The following is a 15875-nucleotide window of genomic DNA, read 5'->3' on the forward strand; positions in this document are numbered from 1 at the left end:
GCCGCCACCCGGGTGTCACCAGTCGCCCGACCACCAGTCGCGCGACCACCAGTCGAGGTTCAGGCACACCTTCCCGCCGATCCAGTACTCCACCCAGTCACCGAGATCCAGCGGGGAGCAGGTCGGATTCGGGGTCGGCTCGGGTGTGGGGGTCGACGTCGGGGGCGAAGCCGGCTCAGGTGTCGGCGTCGAAGCCGGCTCAGGTGTCGGCGTCGAGGCCGGCTCGGGCGTCGGCGTCTTGGCCGGAGTCGGGGTCGGGGTCGGGGTCGGGGTTGAAGCCGGCTCAGGCGTCGGCGTCGGCGTCGAAGCCGGGATCGGAGTCGAGGTCGGTGCCGAAGGCTGATCGGGCGTCGGAGTGGTCGGCGTCGGCTCAGGTGTCGGCGTCGAAGCCGGCTCAGGTGTCGGGGTCGGGGTCGGCGTCGAGGCCGGTTCAGGCGTCGGCGTCGGCTTGGGAGTCGGCGTCGAAGTCGGTTCGGGCGTCGGCGTCGAAGTCGGTTCGGGCGTCGGCGTCGAAGTCGGTTCCGGCGTCGGCGTCGAAGTCGGTTCCGGCGTCGAGGCTGGCTCAGGCGTCGGCGTCGGATCGGTGACCGGATCGGTGGCCGGATCGGTGACCGGATCGGTGAAGTGGGACAGCGCGGCACGGTAGACCTGGGAGGCCTGCGGGTTGTCCTCGCACTGCCACACACCGTGCGGGCAGTAGTCGGTGATGGTGTTGTACAGCGGCTTGTGCTCGTCGATCCACGCGAGCATGCGCTTCACGTACTCCGCGTTGTCGCCGTTGTGGAAGAGTCCCCATTCGGGATAGGAAATGGCCTTCCCGTGGGCCTTCGCGAAGTCGACCTGCTCCTGAAGCCCGTACGGCTCCTTCACCTGCTCGTCGAACGAGAGTCCCGACGGCTGGTCGTACGAATCCATGCCGATGATGTCGACCGTGTCGTCCCCCGGATAGCACTCGGTCCAGGGAATGGCGTCCCGGCCGCGGCTCGGGGCGAAGTCGAACCGGAATTTCTGCCCCGGCACCGACCGCATGGCGGTGACGATTCTGTTCCAGTACTTCTTCCAGGCCTCCGGGTCGGGACCGCAGCGATGGGTGTACGTGATGCCGTTCATTTCCCAGCCGAGCACGATGACGGTGTCGGGCACGTTCAGCTGGACGAGCCGCTCGGCGAGCGCGCGGAAATGGTGGTCGAACTCCCCGGCGGCGGCCTCACGCAGCAGGAGGCCGACGTGGCCGTCGGAGAGCCCTTCCTCGTTGCGCTCCATCATCGGGACGTTGAGGACGAGCATCCGGTCGTCCTTCGCACGGCGCCAGTCCGCCCAGCCGTCCAGGAATCCGTGCGCGCCCTCGATGTTGCTCCACCGGTCGCTGGGCAGATACGTGTGCCCGACCCGCATCTCGGCGCCGCCCAGCCACTGGCTGAGCTGTTCCATACGGGCGATACCCCTGGCCCCGTAGTCGAGGTAGGCGCCGAAGGCGGGCGGCTCGGCGGGGGCCTGCCTGACGGGTGGCGTGGGCTTCACGCCGGTCGCGACGGGCCGCGCCGCCACGGCGGAAGCCCTGACCTGCCCGGTGGGAGCGGGTGTGGGCGGCGGCGGGGTCGCGGTCACGACACCGGCCCCGGTCGAGGAAGTCGCGGACGGTGTCAGCACCGTGGGCGTCGGAGCCGGCGGGTCGCCGACCCGCACCGCCCCGGCGCCCACGGCGTATCCCGGACCCGACGCAAGGGCGACCGACGTGACGATGCCGGCCGCGACGAACGCCAGCCTTCGGTTCCGGGGCCGCTGCTGCTGTGGGGCCATGCCTGCTCCTCTCCCTCTTGATCCTCGGATTTCCATTTCCGATTACTGACACTCAGTCATATGAAGACTCATTCAGCCAACCGAGGCTTCGGCACGCACCTCTGATGATCACTCGCAAGGGTGACCCGCACGGTCACCACGGCCTTCCCGATTCCTCCCGGCCGTGCGCCCGATCCCGTTCCCGATCCGTTCCCGATCCCGTCGCCGACCTTGTCGCCGATCCGAAGGAAAGCCCGTGCCGATTCTCGACACCCGGGTCCCCGCCGTCCTGCTGCGCATCGACCGGAATCCCTTTCACCACGGCACGCTGGGGGCCGTACGCTCACTCGGCAGAGCCGGTGTGGAGGTGCACCTCGTCGCCGATTCCGAGGGAAGTCCCGTCCGCAGATCGCGCTTTGTGTGCGCAATGCACCCCCCGCCACCGCCCGGTTCGTCCACGGCGGACATCGCCGCCGTGTTGCGCCGAGTGGCCGCCCGGGTTTCCCGCCCCGCCGTACTGGTGCCGATGGATGACGAGAGCGCCCTCGCGGTGAGCCGTCTGGGCGAGGAGCTCGCCGCCGGGTATCTGCTGCCGAAGCAGCCCGGCGCCCTCGCCGAACGCGTCGCCGACAAGGCCGAACTGGCGGCCGTCTGCGCGAGCGTGGGCGTTCCGCACCCGGTGACCCTGATTCCCGGCAGTCCGGCGCAGGCGGCCGCGGCGGCCCGGCGGCTGGGGCTGCCCCTGGTGGCCAAGTGGAGCCGCCCGTGGCTGATCCCGGCCGGAACGGGCCTGCGCAGCACGGTGGTGGTCCGCTCGGCACAGGAGGCGCGCGCCCTGTACTCGCGCACCGACGAGGCGGGCAGCCGGCTGCTGCTCCAGGCCTTCCTGCCGCCGGGGCCCGACCGTGACTGGTTCTTCCACGGATACGTCGACCGGTGCGGGGTGACACACGGCGGCGGCCCGGGCCGCAAGCACCGCGCCTGGCCCCGCGGCGCGGGCCTCACGGCGGTCGGCCGCTGGACGCCCAACCCGCAACTCCAGTCCCTCGTCGAACGGCTCACCGAGGTCCTCGGCTACCGCGGCATCTTCGACCTCGACTTCCGCAGGGACGCCGCCGCGGGCCGCTACCACCTGCTCGACTTCAACCCCCGCCCCGGCGCCCAGTTCCGGCTCTTCGAGGACGGGGCGGGCCTGGACGTCGTACGCGCCCTGCACCTGGATCTGACCCACCGTCCGCTGCCCACTCCCGTGCCCCTGCCGGGCCGCGCGTTCGTGGTGGAGAACTACGCGCCGTTCGGCGCGCTGCGTCCCCGGTCCGCGGGGCGCGAACTGGCCTGGCACGCGGTGGACGACCGCGCCCCCGGGCGGGCGATGTGGGGCCTGTGGGCCCGCCATGTGTCGCTGCGCCTGACCCAGCGCGCCGGCCGTCCGGTGCGCGGACCGGCCGCAGCGGACCCGGACGGGTCAGCGGACACGGACGGGACGGCGAAGGCCTCCGGGACGGTGGTCGGGCCGCCGCGGGAGCCGGCCGGGACGGCGGTCCGGGCGGTCCGGGTGACGGCGCCCGCGGGGGAGAGGGCGAGCCGCGCGGACTCGACCGTCGTACGACCGCGGGGGCGGGTTCCGCGCCAGGGCCGCCGCTCCGCCCAGGTGTCCGCCGCCCTCACCGCCCTGTCCTCGGGGTCGCTGGCCCACTCCCCTGCCGACGACGAGAAAGCGAGCAACTGCTGATGTACGACCTCTTGGTGGTGGGAGCCGGCCCCTACGGCCTGTCCATCGCGTCCCACGCCGCGGCGACCGGGCTGAGCCTGCGCGTCCTCGGCCGGCCCATGGCGTCCTGGCGGGACCACATGCCCCGCGGGATGTTCCTGAAGTCGGAGCCGTGGGCGTCCAGCCTCTCCGACCCCGACGGCCGCAGACGCCTGGAGACGTACTGCGCGGGCCGGGGTGTGGAGGTCCGGCACGGCGAGCCGATCCCGGTCGAGATGTTCGCCTCCTACGGCCTGTGGTTCGCCCGCAACGCCGTGCCCGACGTCGACGAACGCATGGTCGTCCGGGTGCGGACGTGCCCCGGCGGCTTCGAGGCCCTGGTCGACGACGGCGAGGTGCTGCGCGCCCGCACGGTCGCCCTGGCCATCGGCGTGCTGCCCTTCGCCGAGATGCCGGCCGCGCTGAGCGGCCTCGGCCCGGAGCAGGCGTCGCACAGCAGCGACCACGGCGAGCTCTCCCGGTTCCGGGGCCGTGACGTCACGGTGATCGGCGGCGGGCAGGCCGCCCTGGAGACGGCGGCCCTGCTCGCCGAACAGGGCACCCGGGCAAGGGTCCTGGCCCGCGCCGACCGGCTGAACTGGAACGACGTGCCGCCCGCCCTGGAGCGGTCGTGGTGGCGGTCCGCACGCGCGCCGCACAGCGGTCTGGGCTGCGGCTGGCGCAACTGGTTCTACGCCGAGCGCCCCGGCCTCTTCCGCCGGCTCCCGGAACCCACCCGGACGCGGATCGCGGCGACCGCGCTGGGCCCGGCGGGCGCCTGGTGGGTGCGCGACCGCGTCGAACCGGTGGTCGAGCTGATGCTGGGGCACGAGGTCACGTCGGCCTACACCTCGGGCATCGGCGTACGGCTCGAGACGGTGGACCGGGACGGCACGCCGACGTGTCTGGAGACCGATCACGTCATCGCGGCAACGGGGTTCAGGGCTCGGCGCGACCGGCTCGGCCTGCTCACGGACGATCTGCGCGCGAATCTGGCGGCGGTGCCCGACGGTTCCCCGTACATCGGCCGGGACTTCGAGTCGTCGGTGCCGGGCCTCTTCATGGCGGGCCTGATCACCGCGTCCGGCTTCGGCCCCGCCATGCGCTTCGTGCAGGGTGTCGGCTTCACGGCGGACACGCTCGTGCGTGGCGTACGGAGACGGCTGCGCACGGGGCCGACCGGCGGGCGGATTCCGGCGCCCGGGGGACGCCGTCGGCAGGGGTCGGACCTGGGACTCGGCTCCGGGCGCTGACACCGGCGATCACCGGGCGGGCGGGTGGAGCGCTCCCGGGTGCCGGACGCGGGGACGCGTACGGCACCCGGGAGCGGAGCGTCACGGACGGGACGCGACCCGGGCTCGCCGGTACAGCAGGGCGCCGCCCGCCAGCAGGGCGGCACTGGCCGCAGAGGTGGCGAGCAGGCCCTCGCCGCCGGTCTCCGCCAGCGTGGGCGGGGTGTACTGGCGGTGCACCGTGACAGGCGGGGCCGGGGGCTGCTCGTGGACCTTGACGGGCGGGGTGTACGAGACGGGCGTGTACGGAGTCTCCGTCGGCGGGTGCTCGTGAACAGTCGGCGGGGGCGTGTGCGGCGGGCAGGGGGCGTGCGGGGGCGTCCCGTGGGGGTGCTGGTGGCCGCACGCGTTGCCGAACACGGGGTTCCCCAGACCGATCACGTCCAGGGTGTCGCCGCAGAACTCGATCGGGACGTCCACCGGTGCCGCGGCGTGGTCACCCGACAGGACACCCGGCGAACCGTGCGCGCCGCCGGACGACGAGGAGCCGCTCCAACCGCGGTGGTGGCCGCCGGAGTTGCCGTACTCCGAACCTCCGTGTCCGGAGTGGCCGCGGCCGGAGCCCCCGTACCCGGAGTGACCGTGGCCGGAGTCCCCGTATCCCGAGTCGCCGTAGCCGGAACCGCCGTTGTGCCCGCCGTAGCCGCCGTCGTGACCGCCGTAACCGCCGTGTTCACCGCCGTAGCCGCCATGTTCGCCGTATCCGCCGTGGCCGCCGCCCGATGGGCCGGGGCCACCGTGATGGGCACCCTGTCCCGGACCGCGTCCCCAGCCGTGGCCGGCGTGCTCCCCGGAGTGCTGTCCGGCGTGCTGTCCGGAGCCGGCTTCGTGATGGGCGGGGTGCTGCGGCGCGGCATGCCGGCCGTGCGAACCCGAGCCGTTGGCACAGGAGTTGCCGAATGCCGGGTTGAGCGCGGCGACGACGTCGACCGTGTTGCCGCAGACGTTCAGCGGCACGTTCACCGGGACCTGGACGTTGTTCCCCGACACCACGCCGGGCGAGTCCGAGGCGGTCGCGGTCGTGTTCGAGTCCGCGAGGGCCGGACTGGCGTACAGGGACACGAAGCCCGTCGCGGCGGCGGCCACGACCACTCCCCTACTCAGGTTCTGTCGCACTCTTGTTTTCTTCCTGCTGGTAGAAGTGAGGAGGCCGGCCTTGGGACCGTGAGGCGGTCCCAAGGCCGGCCGTGGCACAGCCGGAGCGGCTGAAGTGCCGAAACGTCAGTCGTTGGCGCAGCGGTTGCCGATCGCCGGGTTCAGCAGGGCGATCACGTTGATCGAGTTGCCGCACACGTTGACGGGGATGTGGACGGGGACCTGGACCACGTTGCCCGAGAGGACACCGGGCGAGTGGGCAGCGGCACCCTGGGCGCCCGAGTCCGCGAAGGCCGGGGCAGCCATGCCCATGGCCATGATCGCGCCGGCGATGACAGCAGCGCTCTTCTTGTGCTTCACGTGCTTTCCCTTCTCTGCGGTCATGCCCCTTTGTCGGCCGAAGCCGAGCGAGCACAACTTGAGCGGCTCGCACCATGACCTGCAGGCTGTAAACGAGGGATGGATGGCCCAAGAAACTGCGGAACGTAGGCCAATTGGGAATTCACTCGAATCGCCCCGCACCGAATGAGCACGGAAGCTCCACACCAGGCGAAACGGTCCTCTCGAAGAAGAAGCGTTTCATCCGGGAAAGATGTCAACACAGCAGAAATGGATTTCACACAAACGACGGGAACGGACGCACAGCAAGGCCCGGGCCGCCCGCCGGAACACGACGCGCGACCCGGGCCGAGGCCGGTGGGTCAGCTGCGGCTGGCGCCGTTGCCCGACAGGACCGGGATGTTGTCCAGGATGTGCGAGAGCGGCTCGTCGCCCTTGGCCTGGGTGGAGTTCTCGGTGCACTGCTGGTTCTGCGGGGCGGACAGGACCGGGACGTCCTGGAGGCCGGCCTGCGCCAGCACGCCGAGCACGTTCTGGACGTTGACCTTGGCCGGCAGACCGATGCAGGGCTTGTTCAGCGAGCCCTGGACCACCGAGAGCTGGGGGCTCTGGTCACCCTTGGTCAGCGCGTTGCCGTACGTCTGCTTGGCACCGTTCCCGTTGACCGTGGTGACGCCGTCGTCGTTGCCGATGGCCAGCGCCTGCGGGGCGGCCGCCGCCGAGACGCCGACGACGGAAGCCGCGACCGCTGCCACGGCCATTGCCTTCTTGAACATTTCTCCGGGTTCCTTTTCTGCCTGTGACCATATTCCTGCCTCCACCCCAACCGGAGCCGAGGGGATTGGTTGCGCCAGGTCACCCGATCGGACTGCAAGGCCCTCCTGAATTCACGGAACCTCTGGCCCGAGGATTTGACCGCCACGCCCCTCACATCGGCCATTGGGGTGAATCGGAGCAACTATGCGGCCCGGGGTCAGTTGTCCAGATCGCTCCGGTGGACGGGGTTTCTCCAGAAGGGATCAGCAAGTGATCAAGAAGGTTATGGCTGCTGCGGCGATCGCCGCTTCCGTCGTCGGAGCCTCGGCTGCCGCCGCGCCGCAGGCGCTGGCCATCGGCAACGACGACGGTGTCACCACCGTCAACGGCAACGCCGCCTCGCAGATCTACGGCAACCAGGCCACGTACGGCAACATGAGCCCGCAGATGGCGCTCATCCAGGGTTCCCTGAACAAGCCCTGCATCGGCCTGCCGGCCAAGCTCAACGCCCAGAACGTGCTCGGCGCGGCGCAGATCGGCCTCCAGGACGTCCCGATCCTGTCCGCCCCTCAGAACCAGCAGTGCACCGAGAACTCCACCCAGGCCAAGGGCGACGAGCCGCTCTCGCACATCCTGGACAACATCCCGGTCCTGTCGGGCAACGGCGCCGTCGGCAGCTGACCCACCGCCGCGCACAGCGGGCCGCCGGCACTCCCGGTGGCCCGCTGCCGCTGTCACCTCCACGACGACAGCGGTGGCGACGCGTCGGCCCGAGACCCCCGTGAGCCATCCGGGGGACACCCCGCAACCACTCCATCCGCAGCACTGTTGATCATGACGCGGCTCCTTTCGGAGTCGCTCTCCGAAAGGGCAAACGAACATGAAGAAGCTCTGGGCGACCGCGGCCATTGCCGCTTCCATCGCCGGCGTCTCCGCCGCCGCCGCGCCCCAGGCGCTCGCCATCGGCAACGACGACGGTGTCACCACCGTCAACGGCAACGGAGCCGTCCAGAAGTACGGCAACCAGGCCACGTTCGGCGACATGAGCCCCCAGCTCTCGCTGGTCCAGGGCTCGCTGAACAAGCCCTGCGTCGGCCTGCCGGCCAAGCTCAACGTCCAGAACATCGCCGGTCTGGCGCAGATCGGCGTCCAGGACGTCCCGATCCTGTCCGCCCCGCAGAACCAGCAGTGCACCGAGAACTCCACCCAGGCCAAGGGCGACGAGCCGCTCTCGCACATCCTGGACAACATCCCGGTCCTGTCGGGCAACGGCGCCGTCGGCAGCTGATCACCTCGGCACCACGGACAGCGGGCCGCTCCTCGGAGCGGCCCGCTGTTCCCGTGTCCCGGCGCACTGTTCAGCTCCCGTACAGGGCCTCGATCTCGGCCGCGTACGCCGCCGTCACCGCGTGCCTGCGCACCTTCAGGGACGGCGTGAGCAGGCCGTTGTCCTCGGTGAACTCGCCTTCCACCAAGGCGAACTCGCGAATGGACTCGGCCCGGGAGACGGCTTGGTTGGCGTGGTCCACGGCCTTCTGGACGTCGGCGCGCATCCGGGGGTCGCGGACGAGGTCCGCCGACGGGGTGTCCGCGGGGAGTCCCCGTACGGCGAGCCAGTGGGCCACCGCCTCGGTGTCGAGGGTGATCAGGGCCGCGACGAACGGGCGGTTGTCGCCGACGACGAGGCACTGGCCGACGGGCGCGCGGCTGCGCAGCCGGTCCTCCAGGACGGCGGGCGAGACGTTCTTGCCGCCCGTGGTGATGAGGATGTCCTTCTTGCGGCCGGTGATCGTGAGATAGCCGTCCTGGTCCAGGGCGCCGAGATCGCCGGTGGCGAACCAGTCGTCGGTCAGGACGGCGTCGGTCGCCGCCGGGTTGTTCCAGTAGGCGCCGAAGACGACACCTCCCTTGATGAGCACCTCGCCGTCGGCGGCGATGCGGACGGCGGTGCCCGGGACCGGCGGACCGACGGTTCCGGGGCGGGGCCGGAGCGGCGGGACGACGGTGGCGGCGGCGGTCGTCTCGGTCAGTCCGTAGCCCTCGTAGACGAGGATTCCGGCGGCGTAGAAGAAGAGGTTGAGGTCGCGGTCGAGCGGGGAGCCGCCGCTGATGGCGTAGTGCGCGCGGCCGCCGAGTTCCTTGCGGATACGCCGGTAGACCAGCAGGTCGTAGAGCGCCCAGGCCGCGTACAGGCCGGGTCCGGGGCCCTTGCCCGTGCCGAGGAACTTGTCCAGATACGCCTGTCCGAAACGCACGGCGACGCGGTCGGCGCGGTCGAAGGAGGCGGCGCGGCCCAGCTTCTCGGCGGTGGCGCGACCGGTGGCGTGGATCTTCTCGAAGAGATACGGGACGCCGACCAGGAACGTGGGACGGAACTCCCGCAGCGCGGGCCGGAGTTCGTCCGGCTTGATGCTCGGGCAGTGGCCCAGCTCGATCCGGGCCATCAGACAGGCGATCTGGAGGGTGCGGCCCATGATGTGGGCGAGCGGGAGGAAGAGGATCGTCGAGGCGGTCCGGCCGGTGACCGCCTGGAAGACGGGGTGCAGCAGCTCCACCGTGTTGGCGGCCTCGGCGTACAGGTTGGCGTGGGTGAGGACGCAGCCCTTGGGCCTGCCGGTGGTCCCGGAGGTGTAGCAGATCGTCGCGACGGTCCCGGGGGTCAGCGCGGCGCGCCGCTTGGCGACCTCCTCGTCGCTGATGTCCCGTCCCAGGGAGGCGAGTTCGGCGAGGGCGCCCGCGTCGAGCTGCCAGACGCGTGGGGGTTCGGACCGGCGGGCGGTGCCGGTGGCCACGGTGTCCGCGTTCCCGGGGGTCTCGACGATCACGAAGCGCGCGTCCGAGTCCCGGACGATCCACTCCACCTGCTCGGCGGAGGAGGTCGCGTAGACGGGGACGGTCTGGCCGCCGGCCGCCCAGACGGCGAAGTCGAGGACCGTCCACTCGTAGCGCGTACGGGACATCACCGCGACCCGGCCGCCCGGCTCGAGGCCCGCCGCGATCAACCCCTTGGCCGTGTCGGTGACTTCGCGGGCGAAGGCCGCCGCGGTCACCGGGGTCCAGCCGCCGTTGCGCGGGCGGCGGAGCACGATCGCGTCGGGCGCCTCGGCCGCGTTGGTGAACGGCAGGTCGGCGGTGCTGCCGGTGGTGGGGGTGGGTGCCAGGGTGGCGGTACGCGCCTCGCGGACCGTACCGCTCTCGTCCCTGACCAGCTCCACCCGGCTGCGGCCGGCGAGGCCGGCGTGCCGCTTCGCCCGTTTCAGATCCTTGCGTACACCCATCACGGCTCCCGGTCGCAGGGTTCTTACTCCGGAGTCAAATTACCCGCGCGTAACGGAAATTCAATGGATCGCGCACGATCCGTCCCCGTGGGCCGTCCCGTGGGCCGTTCCCGCGCCTGAGGGGTGGCCCACGGGCAGATGACGGACGGACCGGCGGCCGCCCGACGGACGGCAGCCGGGCGGCCGGGCAGGGCGGCTACCGCGTGCAGTCCGCGTCGCAGACGTGCAGTCCGTCGGCCTGCCCGATCGCGGTGGCGAGCGCCGCGACGTCCTTGTCCCCGGTGTCGTCCGCCAGATCGCGCGCGCGGGAGGCGAGTTCGCCCAGCGAGGGGCCACCGGGCAGCGAACTCCAGCGGGCGTCGCCCGAGCGCAGGGCGTCGGCGAAGTAGGCGGCCACGGAGGTGACCTGGAAGGAGCGGGAAGCGGTCCAGACACCGTCACGGAGGGAACCCGTCTCCAGGCGGCCGGACTCCTCGTGCGGGGCGCGGGAGTCGGGGTCGAGCCAGCGGACGGTCGCGGTGGCGAGATGACCGGAGGCGCCGGGGCGGGTGCGGACGGCGTAGAGCGCGGTGACCGTGTGGCCCGGTCCCACCTCGCCGCCGTCCACCCGGTCGTCGCGGAAGTCCTCGTCGGCGACCTTGCGGTTGTCGTAGCCGATCAGCCGGAACTGCTCGACGGTCTCGGGGTCGAAGGCGACCTGCGCCTTGGCGTCGCGCGCCGTGAGGTCGATGTTCTGCGGGAGCTGGTCGCAAAAGACGGTGAGGGCCTCGTCGCGGCTGGAGACGTACGTCGTGTGGCCGTCGCCCTTGTCGGCGAGGCGCTCCATGAGGGCGTCGCCGTACTCGCTGCCGACGCCGACGCCGAAGAGGGTGATGCCGTGCTCGCGGCGGGCGGAGGAGATCCGTTCGAGGATGCTGTCCGCGTCCGTGTCACCGGTGTTGGCGAGGGCGTCGGAGATCAGGACGACCCGGTTGGTGGCGCCCTCGCGCAGCCCCTCGACGGCGGTCGCGTACCCGGTCCTCACGCCCGCGCCGAGGTTGGTCGAGTCGGTCGGCTCCAGGCGGTCGATCGCCTTGTGGACACGGCCGCGGTGGTCGCCGAGGCGGGTCATCGGCAGCACGGTCTCGGCCTCGTCGCTGAAGGTCACGAGGGCGACCGAGTCGTCGTCGCGCAGCCGGTCCGTCATCACGTCCAGGGATTCCCGGGCCAGGTCGAGACGGCCGGGCTCGGACATGGAACCCGAGATGTCGATGACGAAGGTCAGGGCGGCGGGCGGGCGTTCGCGCTCGCTCTCGGCGGCACGGGTGGCGAGGCCGACCCGGACGAGGGACCAGCGTTCGTCGTCGGTGCGGGCACCGTCGACGGTGACCGAGAAGCCGTTTCCGTCGGGTCGTTCGTAGTCCTGACGGAAGCTGTTGACGAACTCCTCGGGCCGGATCGTGGAGGGGTCGGGGACCTGCCCGTCCGCGAGGGCGCGGCGGGCGTAACCGTACGACGCGGTGTCGACGTCGAGGGCGAAGGTGGAGAGGTAGTCGGGCGACGGCGCGACGTCGGGGGCGTCCGACTGCTCGCCCTGCTGGTCGCGTTCGGCCGCGCCGCCCGACGGCTGGACGGGGGCCGGCAGCGGGAGGTTGCGGCGGTCGCCGGACTTGTTCCCCCCGCCGTCCGAGTTGTTGCCGCCGCCCGCGCCGCATCCGGTGAGCAGCACCGCGCCCGCCGCCGTCAGGGCGAGCAGCGAGGCACTGAGCCGTCGAAGGCCGGCCTTCCGCGCGCCCTCGCGTGGGCGGCCTGTGGCAGCCGCCGTCTGTGTGTGGTTCATCCCCATCTGTGCCCCCTCGGCGTACGGCCCTTGTGTGGGCCGACATGTGTGACTGTGACGGCCGAGGGGGCCGGGATGAGCGCTCGGATGCGTTGCGGAAGGATTTCGAAGCGGCCACGACGGAGGGCCTTCGAGACCGGTCGGTGATCTTCCGGAGACCTACGACACGATGTCCTTGCGCGCGAAACCGCGGAAGGCCAGGGCGAACAGGACGAGTGCGTACGTTACCGAAATCGCCGCGCCCTGGATCATGCCTCCCCATTCCAGGGTCGGCTGGACGGCGTCGGCCCAGGCGAACTGCCAGTGGGCGGGCAGGAAGTCGCGCCAGTGCCCGAGGGCGGTGACCGCGTCGAGGACGTTCCCCACGATGGTCAGGCCGACGGCGCCGCCGACCGCGCCGAGCGGGGCGTCCGTCTTCGTCGACAGCCAGAACGCGAGCCCCGCGGTGACCAGTTGGGACACGAAGATGTACGCGATCACCACGAGCAGCCGCTGGGCGGCGGTGCCCGCGGAGAGCGCGCCGCCGGTGGGGATCTCCAGCGGCCCCCAGCCGTAGGCGGCGGTGCCCACGGCCAGCGCGACGACCGGCAGCAGGACCATCGCCGCGAGGCTGAGCCCGAGTGCGACGGTGAGCTTGGACCACAGCAGCCGGGCTCTCGGCACAGGGGCCGCCAGCAGATAGCGCAGCGAGGACCAGCTCGCCTCGGAGGCGATGGTGTCGCCGCAGAACAGCGCGACCGGGATCACCAGGAGGAAGCCCGCCGAGACGAACAGGTTCACCGCGGCGAAGTTGGCGCCCGACGCGGTGGCCGTGTCCAGCAGTGTGACCCGGCCGTTCCGTGCGCCCGGCTGTCCGCCGATCGCGAAGGCGACGAGCAGGACGAAGGGCAGGACCGCGAGGACCGCCCCCATCACCAGGGTGCGGCGGCGCTTCAACTGGCGCAGGAGCTCGACGCGCAGGGGGAGGGTGCGGCGCGCGCGGTACCCGTCCGCGGTCGCGGTCCGCTCGACGAGCGTGCTCATGCGGAGCCTCCGATCAGGGTCAGGAACGCGTCTTCCAGACGGTGGTGGGGGCCCACCGACGCCACCGGTACTTCGAGGCGTACGAGCTCCACGACCAGGCGCTGTGCGCTGCCGTCGGCGTCGAGACGGACCAGCAGCCCGCCGTCGGTCGCGACGGCCGAGGACACGCCCGGCAGGGCGCCCACCTTCTCGACGACCGGCTCGTCGACGGGGGAGCCGGTGCCGACGAGCAGGGCGTCGCCGGAGCCGATGATCTCGGACACCGGGCCGGCCTGGACGAGCCGGCCGCGGTCCATGACCACCAGGTGGGTGCAGGTCTGCTCGACCTCGGCGAGGAGATGGCTGGAGACGATGACGGTGCGGCCCGCGGCGGCGTACCGGATCATCACCTCGCGCATCTCGCGGATCTGCGGCGGGTCGAGGCCGTTGGTCGGTTCGTCCAGGATCAGCAGGTCCGGGAGGCCGAGCATGGCCTGGGCGATGGCGAGGCGCTGGCGCATTCCCTGGGAGTACGTGCGCACCGCGCGGGCCAGCGCGTCGCCGAGTCCGGCGATCTCCAGGGCCTCTTCCAGATGGGCGTCCTCGGGGGGACGGCCGGTGGCCCGCCAGTACAGCTCCAGGTTCTCGCGCCCGGACAGGTGCGGGAGGAAGCCCGCGCCCTCGACGAAGGCCCCGACCCGGGAGAGGACCGGCGCGCCGGGACGGATGGCGTGCCCGAAGACGCGGATCTCGCCGTCGTCGGGCTTGATGAGGCCCATGAGCATGCGCAGGGTGGTGGTCTTGCCCGCGCCGTTCGGCCCGAGCAGGCCGAGGACCTGGCCCTTCTCCACCCGGAACGACAGTTCCCGTACCGCGTACCGGTCCGCCGACTTGGCGTAGCGCTTGCTCAGGCCGGTGATCCGGAGCGGGACTTCGGCCGACTCGGGATCGGGTGCCGGGGCGCTCGTGCGGCGGCGGCCGGTCACCAGCAGCGCCAGAGCGGTCAGCGCGCCGGCGAGCGGCAGCCACCACACCCAGGCGGGCCGCGGCGCGGCGGCGCTCGTGACACCGGGGGCGGTCGGCACCCGGAGGTCGCCCTTCAGGGAGACGGTGTAGGTGGCCGGGGCCGCCGGGGAGGCGTAGCCGAGGTCGGTCGAGGCGAGGACCAGGCGCAGCCGGTGGCCCTGCTGGACCTTGTGGTCGACGGCGGGAAGGGTGAGGCTCACGTCCTTGCCGGTCTTCGCGCCCTCGACGCGGACCGGGGTGACCAGCTGGGAGGGCAGCACCTGCTGGGTGCCGCCCGGGCCGACGTCGTACACCTTCCCGAACAGGACCGCGTCGCCGGTGCTCGACCTGACGTGCACCGTCGCCGTCGGCGAGCCGGTGATCCGCAGGTCGTCGCGGAAGGGCGCGGACTCGAACCGGGCGTACTGGCCGGGGAAGTCGAGGGAGACCCCGACGCCGAGGGAGGAGAGCTGGGTGAGGCCGCCCGAGCCGCCGAGGCCGGGCAGGGCGGAGATGGCGGGCGGACTGGCGCCCGCCGGGTTCTCGAAGCTCTGCTCGCGGCCGGTCAGTGTGATGGCGTGCCGAACGCTCGCCAGTCCGGGGTAGGTGTCGGCGCTCGCGCCGCGCAGCTGGGCGGCGCCGTCGGTGGAGTCGATGCCTCCGGTACGGGTGACGCGGAAGGCGGGGCCGGTGTCGGCGCCCTTGTCGTCCTTCAGATAGCGGTCGAACCAGGAGCCGACCCGGGAGGTGACGCGGTCCGTCTCCGGGTCGCCGCCGTCGTGGCCGCCGGAGATCCAGTCGACGTCCACGGGTGCGCCGTTGGCCTTGATCGCCTCGGCCATGGCGTCGGCCTGCCCGAGCGGGAAGAGGGAGTCGGACTGGCCCTGCACGATGAGGGTGGGCACCTTGATGCGGTCGCCGACGGCGGAGGGGCTGCGCTCCTGGAGCAGCTTCACCGCCGCCGCGTCCGGCTTCCCGGCCTCCGCGACCCGGTTGTACATCGCGCACAGCTCGGGCTGGAACCGGTGGCAGCCGCCGCCGGAGTTGATGAAGAGGCCCGCCCAGGTCTTCTTGAACACGCCGTTGGGGAACAGGGCGTCCGCGAGGTTCCAGTACGTGATCGACGGGGCGATCGCGTCGACGCGCCGGTCGTTCGCGGCGGCCAGCAGGGAGACCGCCCCGCCGTACGAGGCGCCCGCGACGCCGACGCGCGGGTCGCCGCTCCCGTCCAGCCGGACCTCGGGCCGCCGGGCGAGCCAGTCGATGAGCCGGGAGACGTCGGCGACTTCGCCCTCGGGGTCGTTCAGCCCGATCCTGCCGGTGGACTCGCCGAAGCCGCGCGCCGACCAGGTCAGCACCGCGTACCCGTCGCGGGCGAGCTTCTCCGCCTCGCCGCGTACGTCGGCCTTGCTGCCGCCGAAGCCGTGCGCGAGGAGGACGGCGGGGCGGCGGTGCGAGGAGGGGCCGGCGGTGAAGTACGACGTGTCGAGCCGTACCCCGCCGTCCATGGCCATGACGTGGTCGGCGCGGTGCACGGCGGGAGCGCCGTCGTCGGCGACGGCGGTCCAGGTGCCCGCGCCGGCGAGCAGCGCGACAGCCGCCGTGGCGGCCGCCCATCGCCCGCGGGCTCGCGCCCTGGTGCGGGCGGGGAGGCGCCCCCGGAGCGGCCCGCGCGGCCGGGGCAGTCGAAGATCCATGCCTCAACGGTACGGGTGCCCGCCGGCGACCGGGGCAGCCGCCGGGCTGAACCCGTACCCCTC

At 72.2% G+C, this 15875-nt stretch carries 12 protein-coding genes; 4 read left to right on the top strand and 8 right to left on the bottom strand.

Annotated elements, in window-relative coordinates; genetic code table 11:
• Window positions 1-15: 15 nt before the first annotated feature.
• Window positions 16-1800 carry a glycoside hydrolase family 26 protein gene (locus OG788_RS17820; protein ID WP_406371950.1) on the bottom strand — a complete coding sequence of 595 codons (1785 nt, stop codon included), beginning with the start codon at window positions 1798-1800 and terminating at the stop codon, window positions 16-18.
• A gap of 235 nt (window positions 1801-2035) precedes the next feature.
• On the opposite strand from OG788_RS17820, the gene OG788_RS17825 reads away from it, so the two are divergent.
• Window positions 2036-3511 (top strand): ATP-grasp domain-containing protein, encoded by a 1476-nt coding sequence (locus OG788_RS17825; RefSeq protein WP_406371951.1) that lies wholly within the window; start codon window positions 2036-2038, stop codon window positions 3509-3511.
• Window positions 3511-4782, top strand: coding sequence for an FAD-dependent oxidoreductase (locus OG788_RS17830; RefSeq protein ID WP_406371953.1), 1272 nt, complete (start codon window positions 3511-3513; stop codon window positions 4780-4782). Before OG788_RS17825 ends, OG788_RS17830 begins: the two co-directional genes overlap by 1 nt.
• A gap of 81 nt (window positions 4783-4863) precedes the next feature.
• Here OG788_RS17830 and OG788_RS17835 read toward each other — a convergent pair whose 3' ends face one another.
• The 3 genes from OG788_RS17835 to OG788_RS17845 form a co-directional block, all read right to left on the bottom strand.
• The gene (locus tag OG788_RS17835; RefSeq protein ID WP_406371955.1) at window positions 4864-5937 is read right to left on the bottom strand and encodes a chaplin; all 1074 of its coding nucleotides are present in this window, start codon (window positions 5935-5937) and stop codon (window positions 4864-4866) included.
• 105 nt (window positions 5938-6042) lie between these two features.
• Window positions 6043-6300 carry a chaplin gene (locus OG788_RS17840; protein WP_406371957.1) on the bottom strand — a complete coding sequence of 86 codons (258 nt, stop codon included), beginning with the start codon at window positions 6298-6300 and terminating at the stop codon, window positions 6043-6045.
• 317 nt (window positions 6301-6617) lie between these two features.
• Complete coding sequence (locus OG788_RS17845) at window positions 6618-7031, bottom strand: rodlin (protein WP_406371959.1); 414 nt, start codon at window positions 7029-7031, stop codon at window positions 6618-6620.
• Between the two features lie 250 nt (window positions 7032-7281).
• Here OG788_RS17845 and OG788_RS17850 point away from each other — a divergent pair, with 250 nt between their 5' ends.
• Window positions 7282-7692 (top strand): rodlin, encoded by a 411-nt coding sequence (locus OG788_RS17850; RefSeq protein ID WP_406371961.1) that lies wholly within the window; start codon window positions 7282-7284, stop codon window positions 7690-7692.
• Between the two features lie 199 nt (window positions 7693-7891).
• Complete coding sequence (locus OG788_RS17855; protein WP_406371963.1) at window positions 7892-8299, top strand: rodlin; 408 nt, start codon at window positions 7892-7894, stop codon at window positions 8297-8299.
• A 70-nt stretch (window positions 8300-8369) separates the two neighbouring features.
• Here OG788_RS17855 and OG788_RS17860 read toward each other — a convergent pair whose 3' ends face one another.
• The 4 genes from OG788_RS17860 to OG788_RS17875 form a co-directional block, all read right to left on the bottom strand.
• Entirely contained in the window at window positions 8370-10289 is a 1920-nt protein-coding gene (locus OG788_RS17860) for an AMP-dependent synthetase/ligase (RefSeq protein WP_406371965.1), read from the bottom strand.
• Between the two features lie 196 nt (window positions 10290-10485).
• Window positions 10486-12114 (bottom strand): von Willebrand factor type A domain-containing protein, encoded by a 1629-nt coding sequence (locus OG788_RS17865; RefSeq protein ID WP_406371967.1) that lies wholly within the window; start codon window positions 12112-12114, stop codon window positions 10486-10488.
• 153 nt (window positions 12115-12267) lie between these two features.
• Window positions 12268-13131, bottom strand: a complete 864-nt coding sequence (locus OG788_RS17870) for an ABC transporter permease (RefSeq protein WP_351553141.1) — start codon at window positions 13129-13131, stop codon at window positions 12268-12270.
• Window positions 13128-15812, bottom strand: coding sequence for an alpha/beta fold hydrolase (locus tag OG788_RS17875; protein ID WP_406371969.1), 2685 nt, complete (start codon window positions 15810-15812; stop codon window positions 13128-13130). Before OG788_RS17875 ends, OG788_RS17870 begins: the two co-directional genes overlap by 4 nt.
• Between the last annotated feature and the right edge of the window lie 63 nt (window positions 15813-15875).

It is taken from the genome of Streptomyces sp. NBC_00647, from assembly GCF_045207245.1.
Lineage (GTDB): Bacteria > Actinomycetota > Actinomycetes > Streptomycetales > Streptomycetaceae > Streptomyces.